At 46.4% G+C, this 9,356-nt stretch carries 7 protein-coding genes; 3 read left to right on the top strand and 4 right to left on the bottom strand.

The features are described 5' to 3' along the window. Positions 1 to 273: 273 nt before the first annotated feature. A complete protein-coding gene (locus tag L2082_RS16635; protein ID WP_446009828.1) occupies positions 274 to 2,301 on the top strand; it encodes a response regulator in 2,028 nt (675 codons plus the stop codon). A gap of 56 nt (positions 2,302 to 2,357) precedes the next feature. On the opposite strand, the gene L2082_RS16630 is transcribed toward L2082_RS16635, so the two are convergent. The 3 genes from L2082_RS16630 to ppsA all read right to left on the bottom strand — a co-directional run bounded on the left by L2082_RS16630 (position 2,358) and on the right by ppsA (position 5,707). Further along, the gene (locus L2082_RS16630) at positions 2,358 to 2,762 is read right to left on the bottom strand and encodes a pyridoxamine 5'-phosphate oxidase family protein (RefSeq protein ID WP_446009829.1); all 405 of its coding nucleotides are present in this window, start codon (positions 2,760 to 2,762) and stop codon (positions 2,358 to 2,360) included. A gap of 95 nt (positions 2,763 to 2,857) precedes the next feature. Beyond that, positions 2,858 to 3,184 carry a hypothetical protein gene (locus L2082_RS16625; protein ID WP_446009830.1) on the bottom strand — a complete coding sequence of 109 codons (327 nt, stop codon included), beginning with the start codon at positions 3,182 to 3,184 and terminating at the stop codon, positions 2,858 to 2,860. A gap of 78 nt (positions 3,185 to 3,262) precedes the next feature. Beyond that, positions 3,263 to 5,707, bottom strand: coding sequence for a phosphoenolpyruvate synthase (gene ppsA / locus L2082_RS16620; protein WP_446009831.1), 2,445 nt, complete (start codon positions 5,705 to 5,707; stop codon positions 3,263 to 3,265). Between the two features lie 309 nt (positions 5,708 to 6,016). Here ppsA and nifU point away from each other — a divergent pair, with 309 nt between their 5' ends. Next, a complete protein-coding gene (nifU, locus tag L2082_RS16615; RefSeq protein ID WP_446009832.1) occupies positions 6,017 to 6,850 on the top strand; it encodes a Fe-S cluster assembly protein NifU in 834 nt (277 codons plus the stop codon). Then, positions 6,850 to 8,031, top strand: a complete 1,182-nt coding sequence (nifS, locus tag L2082_RS16610; protein WP_446009833.1) for a cysteine desulfurase NifS — start codon at positions 6,850 to 6,852, stop codon at positions 8,029 to 8,031. The genes nifU and nifS overlap by 1 nt, the downstream gene beginning before the upstream one ends. Before the next feature lie 147 nt (positions 8,032 to 8,178). Here nifS and L2082_RS16605 read toward each other — a convergent pair whose 3' ends face one another. Further along, on the bottom strand, positions 8,179 to 9,003 hold the full coding sequence (locus tag L2082_RS16605) for a hypothetical protein (protein WP_446011994.1): 825 nt from the start codon (positions 9,001 to 9,003) through the stop codon (positions 8,179 to 8,181). Positions 9,004 to 9,356: the final 353 nt, after the last annotated feature.

Below are 9,356 nucleotides of genomic sequence, written 5' to 3'. Positions count from 1 at the left end.
TGTAGGAAGCGCAACGCCTGTCCGTGGAAATATCTCGCTGAGGTTATCACGGCTCGGCGCCAGGGGCTGGATGTGCCTCCTCTGCCTCTTGCTGCGTAAAAAAAATGAGAGGGGTCTGAACGGTTACTCTCCAACGGTTTCCGCATTATTTCCAGCTGTCATTCCCAGACCGAAGCAGATGTTCGCTTCCGCTATTCCTTACCCGATGATATTGATCTGTATACCAACTGTACCGCTTGCATCACCTTGTCCAAAAAGTGTTGAGGAAACGATATGAAAACTAAAATAATCATTGTTGAAGATAATGAAGAACTGTTGGACATTATGTTCAAATTCCTTTCGCCCTTGGATTATGAGATCGCAAAAGCGACAGATGGGGTTGCGGCTCTTAAACTCATGGAGAATGCAGAATTCGATATTGTCATTACCGACATTATGATGTCCAATATGGGTGGTATGGAACTCCTTAAGCACATCAAAAATGATTTCCCGCAGACTGATGTTATTATAGTTACAGGTTTTACGGAACAATACGGTTATATTGATGTTATTAATGCCGGGGCTTGTGATTTTATTGCCAAGCCGTTTATTAGGGAAGAATTCCAGGCGAAAATACACCGGGTTGTCCGTGAGCGTAAGAACATAATCAGGCTAAAAAGCGAACTCAAAGAGCGGCAACGAATGGAGGAGGAGTTACGAAGAAAAGAGATAATACTGAATCGTGCCCAGGAAATTGCCCATGTCGGCAGCTGGCATCTGGATATCAAGCAGGACATTCTCACCTGGTCTGATGAAATATACCGGATAATCGGGTGTACCCCCCAGGAATGCAGGCCCACCTTCAAAGCATTCCTGGATACAGTTCATCCGGATGACAGACAACTTGTGGACATCACATACACCAGTGCCATTAAAAATAAACAAGCGTATGAAGTCGTTCATCGGATTGTTCGCCCGAACGGTGAAGTGAGGGTCGTCAGGGAAAAATCTGAAGAAATTGTTGATGAGTTTGGCGAGACCATTCATTCTATTGGAATAACCCATGACATCACGGAACAAAAGAGATTTGAAGAAGAGCTGGCCGAGGCCAGGATGAACGCTGAAGTAGCCAATCTTTCCAAAAGCGAATTTTTGGCAAATATGAGCCATGAGATCAGAACGCCGATGAATGCCATTATCGGTATGACCCGTCTGGCCCTTGAATCCGCAACCGCAGAACAACGCCATTACCTGGAGACCGTACAGGATTCTTCACAATATCTTCTTTCTTTACTCAATGATAATCTGGATTTTTCTCAAATTGAAGCTGGCCAGATTCATTTTGAGAATCGTCCTTTTATTTTGGGTGAAGTATTACAGGCTGTCACCCAGACCCTCTCAGTAAGTGCCAGGGAAAAAGGGTTGCAATTAACGTATCTGCTTTCGACGCATCCGATAATATCTTTAATTGGTGACGAATACAGGTTGCGCCAGGTTCTGCTTAATCTGGTAGGCAATGCGATCAAGTTTACAGAGGCAGGCCAGATCAGTATTGAAGTTGAAGAATTGAGCCAGGAAGATAATAATGTTGTTCTGCAGTTTTGTGTCAAAGACACTGGGATTGGTCTTGCCAAGGAAGTTCAGGAACGCATTTTTGACAGGTTTGCTCAGGCCGATAACAGTATAACCAGAACGTATGGAGGTACAGGGCTTGGACTTGCAATCTCCAAAAAGATTATAGAGCTGCAGGGAGGGAAAATCTGGGTGGAAAGTGAACCAGGGAAAGGGAGTGCCTTCTACTTCACCTCCTGTTACCCAAAAGGTAATAAAAATGCAAGGAGTGTGATGTCCATGGAGAATGCCGATCAAGTGTTTCTGCCATCATTGAAAATTCTCCTGGCTGAAGACAACCCGTTCAACCGGGAACTTGCCAGGATCGTACTTGAAAAAAAAGGCCATACGGTAGTTGAGGCTGAAAACGGTGTAGAGGTGTTAAAAAAACTTGCCTCAGCTCGATTTGATGTAATTCTTATGGATGTTCAGATGCCGGAACTCGACGGCATTGAAACGACAAAATTGATAAGAATGGTTGAATCGCAGACTATAACCTCTGAACTCTACCAGGAACTCCTTCAAAGTGTACAGAAAAACCTGCAAGGATCAAGAGTACCGATTATTATCGCCATGACAGCGTATGAAATGCCTGAAGACCGTGTACGATGCCTTGAGTCAGGAATGGATGCTTATGTTACCAAGCCATTTGAGCCGGAAAAGTTCTTCAAAATAATCGCTCTGGCTACGGGCAAGGGGCTGTGGTTTTGAGAAAAAAGAAGAAACAGGGGATGATGACCCCATGTTTCCTCCTGTACTCCCTCTTATCACACGATATGCTGTATTTCTGTTTCCCTGTTGCCGATCAGGGGAAGTATTTTTTCCACAACAAAAAAGACAACGAACTTTGGCCCCTTGTTTTCATCCTTCTCTGGGGACAAATGACGTCTTGTTAGCTTGGCAATCAAATCCGAATCTGTCTCTTCCTTTACTTTTTTTAAGAACAAACGAATGCCTTTATAATGTGGTCCATCTTCAATAAGAAGGTAGGTTGCATAAGGATTTGATTGCAGGTTGCTGTATGTTAAACGTTTATGTGTAATAAAGGCCAGTTGACCGTCTTCCATAACATGCGGTTTGGCGTAGACTGCAGCATCCACTTTTCCTGTTGCATCTGCTGTTGCTAAAACGCCTTTCCCTGTCACATTTTCTAAATATTCACTAAGCTGCATGATTTTTCCTTGCTTTTGCGTTCTTGTTAAAAATTATGAGGTATCTGAAGCACCAATGTCCTCAGCACGTATGTCTGCTGCAACAAGCGCGTTTGTCAGCCCTTCTTCAAAATTGTCCTCTTCAATGATAATTTTTTCGCCCACCAGACGGTCTCCCATAATTTCGTTATGGCTGTCTCAATATGCTCAATATATTTTTCATCCTCAGCGGTCCGAAGAGCAAAGGTTTTGTAATCGCAGCCGTACTTTTTCTGAAATCCCCAATCCTTCTTTTTCAATTCAGTTATTTTTCCGGCAATTTCATCAATCAGATAGCGTTGCAGCGCAGCATCAACCGCGGACTGAAGATCGTCATTAAATGACGAGAGGATCTCAGCATAGCTGTTTTTTATCGTTATTGATCTTGCGAGTTCTGCGTTCATAATCACCTCATTCAAGAGAAAAGGCGACCCGCCAAAGCGACCCGCCCTTTTCTAACTCCTTAGCTGTAGCTCCTCAGTTTACTCAGGCGCAATTCCCATCTCTTTCTCCTTCTCATGCACAGCCAGACGTGTCTTAACGGCTGTATCCGGGATCAGAGACATGGAGTCAATGCCCTCCTCAACCAGGAAGGTGGCAAAGTCAGGGAAGTCAGAGGGACCCTGACCACAGATACCGATCTTGCGACCACGACGTTTTGCCGTCTTGATCACCATCTTGATCATCTCCTTCACAGCATCGTCTCGCTCATCAGCGATACCGGTTACAATACCAGAGTCACGATCCAGGCCGTAGGTGAGCTGGGTCAGATCGTTAGAACCGATGGAGAAGCCGTCAAAAATATCAGCAAAGGCATCAGCGCAGATCACGTTGCTGGGAATCTCGCACATAACGTAGAGTTCCAGGCCGTTCTCGCCCTGGACCAGACCGCAGTCCCGCATGACCTCAATGACCTTCTTGCCTTCTTCGGGAGTACGGCAGAAAGGCACCATCAGCTTGATGTTGTCCAGCCCCATCTCGTCCCGCGCCTTTTTCAAGCCTTGGCACTCCAGCTCAAAGGCCGGGCGATATTTGGGATCATAGTAGCGGGAAGCCCCACGCCAGCCGATCATGGGGTTTTCCTCTTCCGGCTCATACAGAGGGCCACCGACCAGGTTAGCGTACTCGTTGCTCTTGAAGTCAGACAGGCGGACAATAACGTCATTGGGGTAGAAACCCGCAGCAATGCGACCAACACCCTCAGCAACCTTGTCGATAAAGAACTGCCTTTTATCGGAATAGGCAGCAGTCTTCTCGTCAATATGCTTCACGATCTCCTGCTTTTCAGGATCGTCAGATGCCTTGAGCTCCTCATAGTTGTACAGGGCCAGCGGATGGAGACCGATATGGGAGTTGATAATAAACTCCTCACGGGCCAAGCCAACGCCGTCATTGGGAATCTGGCATTCGGTAAAGGCCTTTTCCGGGATGGCCAGGTTCATCATGATCTTGGTCTTGGTGGCAGGCATATTAGCAAGGTCAGTGGTCTCAACCTCGTATTTGAGCAGCCCCTCATACACATAACCGGTCTCACCTTCAGCAGAAGAAGCAGTGACTTCCTGGCCAGTCTTGATATTATCCGTCGCATCACCTGTACCGATAACACAAGGAATACCCAACTCACGGGAGATAATTGCGGCATGGCAGGTACGACCACCACGGTTAGTGACAATGGCACCTGCAATTTTCATGATCGGTTCCCAGTCCGGGTCGGTCATGTCCGTAACCAGGACCTCCCCTTTTTTAAAGGTACCGATGTCTTTGACATTTTCAATACAGTGGGCCACACCCTGACCGATCTTGGTACCAACAGCCAGACCTTCTGCCAGAACATTTCCTTTCTCCTGCAGTTTATAGGTCTCCATGACCCCTTTATTGGCCTGGGAATGCACAGTCTCGGGCCGGGCCTGGACAATGAAAAGCTCACCAGTACCTACTTCCTTACCATCACCATCCTTGGCCCATTCGATATCCATGCCCTTGCCGTAATGATCCTCAATAATGCAGGCCCAGTTGGCGAGTTGCAGGATTTCATCGTCATTGATAACATAGGCGTTTTGCTCTTCTTGGGTGGTGTCGATATTCTTAACCGGCTCTTCAGAGGATGGATCATTATCATAGATCATCTTGATGGCCTTGGAACCAACCTTTTTGGAGACAACAGGACGCTTGCCTTCCTTGAGTTTGGGCTTGTACACGTAGTATTCATCCGGGTTAACTGCACCCTGAACCACGTTTTCACCCAGCCCCCAGGCACCGGTGATAAAGCAGGCATCTGCAAAACCAGATTCGGTATCTATGGAGAACATAACACCAGAAGAAGCAGAGTCTGAGCGAACCATCTTCTGCACAGTAATGGACAGGTAGACATCAAATTGACCAAAGCCCTGGTGTTGACGATAGGAAATCGCCCGGTTGGTAAACAGAGAGGCAAAGCATTTACGGCAGTTCTCAATAACATTTTCGTACCCGTGAATGTTCAGGTAGGTCTCCTGCTGACCGGCAAACGAGGCATCCGGCAGATCCTCAGCAGTTGCAGAAGAACGGACAGCCACAGCGCAGTTTTTTCCGTACTCAGCCTCCATTTTTTTGTAGGCATCAATAATGGCATCACGCAGTTTATCAGGAAATTTAGCAGTACGAATAATATCTCGGCATTTTTCTCCGCGTTCCGCCAGATTGGTCATATTCTCAGTATCCAGATCCGACAGTACCTGTCGGATCTCATCTTCAACGCCAGCTTCTTTGAGCAGATAGCGGTAAGCATAGGCTGTAATGGCAAATCCATGCGGTACAGCAACGCCTTTTCCGGTGAGATGTTGATACATCTCACCCAGCGAGGCGTTTTTACCGCCAACCAGCGGCACATCTTCAATACCGATCTCGTCAAACCAAAGAATCAGCTTTTCATCGTGTGCTTGTTCCATGTTTTCATCTCCCAGACCACAGGTCTTTTTTATAAAATAACTGATTAACTCAACAGTGTATAAATAATGTATTCAACGGTACAAGATTGCCTACCGCAATGTAAAGGGAAAACTATTATAAAAAAAAGCCCTGTTGTCAACCTTAACCCGTGCATGCCCTTTCATTTTGAGGTAATCTTGGTGAAATACTCAGCAAGGATTTCCTTCTTGTAGAACAATTGCGAGAACAACTGCGGGCCCCTGACCGTGGGGAACGGTGAACTCGGCCTGAAGACCATTAAACCTTCGTTTATATATTAATAGACTATTATGTGGGAATATACAAATAAAGTACAGCAACATTTTATGCAGCCGCAAAATGTGGGCGAAATAGAAGAACCCAGCGGTACTGGCGACGTGGGATCGTTGGCCTGTGGTGATGCGCTGAAGCTGACCATCAAGGTGGATGAAAACGATATTATTGTTGATGCAAAATTCAAGACCTTTGGTTGTGCGTCTGCTATTGCCTCTTCTTCAGTCCTGACCGAGTTGATCAAGGGCATGTCCGTAGACGAGGCGGCCAAGGTCACCAATGAGGATATTGCCGAGGCCTTGGGCGGCCTGCCCAAGGAAAAAATGCATTGCTCGGTTATGGGCCGCGAAGCCCTGGAAGCGGCCATTGCTGATTACCGGGGTGTGATCCTCCCTATGGCTCAGGGCGAGGTGGTTTGCGAGTGCTTTGGTGTTACGGATCTGGAAGTTGTTCGGGCTATTCAGGAGTCAGGTCTGCGCTCTGTGGAGGAGATCACCAATTTTACCAAGGCAGGTGGTGGTTGCGGCAAGTGTGAGGATCGTTTGCGGGATATTCTTCAGCAGACCGTGGAAGGCCTGTCGAAAAAGAGCACGCCTGTCAAAGAACAGCGAATGACCACCCTGCAGAAGATTAAAAAGATTGAGCAAGTCCTGGAACGAGAAATTCGACCTACCTTGAAAAAGGACGGCGGTGATATTGAGCTAGTGGATGTGGACGGCGATTTTGTCACGGTTTCTCTGCGAGGGGCTTGTGCTGGTTGCCATTCCTCCCGGACAACTCTGAAAGAGTATGTGGAAAAGAAACTGCGTGAACAGGTGGTGGACAGCCTGATTGTTGAGGAGGAGAAATAATGAACTGCGGCAGCGACAAGGTCATTTATATGGACAATAATGCCACCACCCGGATTGCTCCTGAGGTGTTGGAGGTAATGATGCCCTTTCTTCAGGATTGCTACGGCAATCCCTCTTCCATGCATACCTTTGGCGGTCAGGTCGGGCAGGTGGTTGAGCAGGCCCGCGCCCAGATTGCTGAGCTGCTGGGAGCAGACCCGGAAGAAATCGTGTTCACCAGTTGCGGCACAGAAAGTGATTCCACAGCGATCCTATCCGCTTTGCAGAGCCAGCCGGAACATCGGCATATTGTTACCACCAGAGTGGAGCATCCGGCGGTCAAGAATCTTTGTGAAACCCTGGATATGCTGACCGGCCATAAACATCGGGTGACTCGACTCATGGTGGATGCGGACGGTACTCTGGATATGGATGCCTATCAGGAAGCGTTGACAGAGGACACGGCCATTGTTTCGGTTATGTGGGCCAATAACGAGACCGGGGTGCTCTTTCCGGTGGAAGAAATGGCAGCAATGGCCAAGGATCGGGGCATCCTCTTTCATAGTGATGCGGTCCAGGCCGTGGGCAAGATTCCTATTAATATGCAGGAAAATCAGATTGATTTCCTTTCCCTGTCCGGCCATAAACTCCATGCGCCCAAGGGTGTCGGAGTGCTCTATGTTCGTAAAGGGACACCTTTTTTTCCTTTTCTGCACGGTGGGCATCAAGAGAACGGACGGCGCGGGGGCACGGAAAACGTGGCCTCCATTGTTGGATTGGGCCGGGCTTGTCAGCTGGCTGGTGAGATGATGGACGAGGAAAATACTCGGGTGCGGGCCTTACGGGATAAGCTGGAAAAGGGGCTGTTGGCTTCAATCCCCAAATCTATCCTTAATGGTCATGTGGAAAATCGCCTGCCCAATACCAGCAATATCAGCTTTGAGTATGTGGAAGGTGAGGCCATTCTTTTACACATGAATCAGCACGGTATCTGCGCCTCTTCCGGCTCCGCCTGTACTTCGGGTTCCCTAGAGCCGTCCCATGTGCTACGGGCAATGGGGGTTCCTTTTACTGCGGCCCACGGGTCTATCCGTTTCAGCCTTTCTATATATAATACTGAGGAAGAAGTGGATTTTGTGTTGGAAAAGATGCCCAGGATTATTGCTGATCTGCGGGAGATGTCGCCTTTTTGGGAGGGGTGAGGGGTAGAGAGGGTTTTATAAGCCCTGAACAGGAAGAGGGGGTGTGCTTCCTGTTCAGGACATCACATTATCCAACTTTTAACCAATTGAATATAAATCAGCAGCCCGAGGGAAAAAATGTCAGATTAAGCCTGAAGCGAAACAAATTCATTCTTGGCTACGCATGATGTTCCTTCTAATGAGATCAATGTTTGCATTAATAAGTTCTTCGCCGAGAAGTCTGTGTGCCTTGAATTCAGAGGAACTATAATCTAATTTGAATGTCGGGGTATGTGGAAATGAACAGCTTTTATCTTTACCCCTAACGATTGAAGGATCTGAACATTTCACGTTGATTGATTTGTAATATTCCTTTAATTCATCGTTTGATATCTTATCAGGGTCTATTGATAGCTTAACATATGATAATGTTTTATCTTTTGCTCTGCAATTATTGGAAGATGATATACATCCCGTCATTACCGGATTTTTCACGATAGGGTTTTCACTGTTATCAGAATAAAAACACTCATTGTTATCTGGATCTTGGCATTTCTTGGCATCTTGAGTTCTCAACCATTGATCAATTGGCTTGATAATTAATTTTAATTTGTTATTCGGTGACTCAGCCAAATCCTTGCGTACTCTTTGGTATCCCTCAAATGTAAAGGCAGGGTCATGTTCTGCATCTATTACAATAATATTTTCACAACCCCGTTCAATTAGATTTCTTACAGCCAGATTGTCTGTGAATCCACCATCAGCTAGATATATTTCTTGGTCATCTCCTGAAGGAGAGGGCACATATTCACCTTGTGGTGTGCTCTTCCGATCTAATGCACGGCATTCACGAAGGGAGGGCGCATCAACTACCGCGCTTGATAATGCCGTCCAGTCGACAGCGCTGCTTAATTTAAAAGGAAATTCTTTAGAAAATTTATACCGGTCTGATCCCCATTGAAAAGGACTTATCTCAATCAGATGCTTGCTCATTGGCATCAACTCCTTTAATCTAACGGAGAGTGTTACATTTGAAAGTTCATATCGTTCCCCCTGCGGAGCATCTGAAAAACAAGGTGAAAATGTTGAAGCTATAAATATGGGAACAGGCTGTTTTTTTTCTATTACATTATTACGTAGCGATTCTGCTGAAGAATAGTCGTTGAATATACCCCGTAACACATCCCATGAACCTCTAACTCTAAATTTATTCCTAATACAGGCCCCTGACAGCCTTTTTCTGCTAGCTGGTTAATCTTTTAATTTTACACCAGAAAAAAATGGACATTTGAGATTTTTCTGGTATTAATGTAATAAAAAACGATTTGTCATTGGTAACCAAGGGA

This window comes from Candidatus Electrothrix sp. (genome assembly GCF_052785085.1).
The sequence above is the reverse complement of the archived record's forward strand: the minus strand, read 5'-3'. Positions and strand labels throughout refer to the sequence as shown.

Bases quoted from the DNA above. Each gene is read 5' to 3' on its own strand.
- nifS (WP_446009833.1), top strand. From the start codon at position 6,850: ATGAACTGCGGCAGCGACAAGGTCATTTATATGGACAATAATGCCACC.
- nifU (WP_446009832.1), top strand. From the start codon at position 6,017: ATGTGGGAATATACAAATAAAGTACAGCAACATTTTATGCAGCCGCAA.
- L2082_RS16605 (WP_446011994.1), bottom strand. From the start codon at position 9,003: ATGAGCAAGCATCTGATTGAGATAAGTCCTTTTCAATGGGGATCAGAC.
- ppsA (WP_446009831.1), bottom strand. From the start codon at position 5,707: ATGGAACAAGCACACGATGAAAAGCTGATTCTTTGGTTTGACGAGATC.
- L2082_RS16635 (WP_446009828.1), top strand. From the start codon at position 274: ATGAAAACTAAAATAATCATTGTTGAAGATAATGAAGAACTGTTGGAC.
- L2082_RS16630 (WP_446009829.1), bottom strand. From the start codon at position 2,762: ATGCAGCTTAGTGAATATTTAGAAAATGTGACAGGGAAAGGCGTTTTA.
- L2082_RS16625 (WP_446009830.1), bottom strand. From the start codon at position 3,184: ATGAACGCAGAACTCGCAAGATCAATAACGATAAAAAACAGCTATGCT.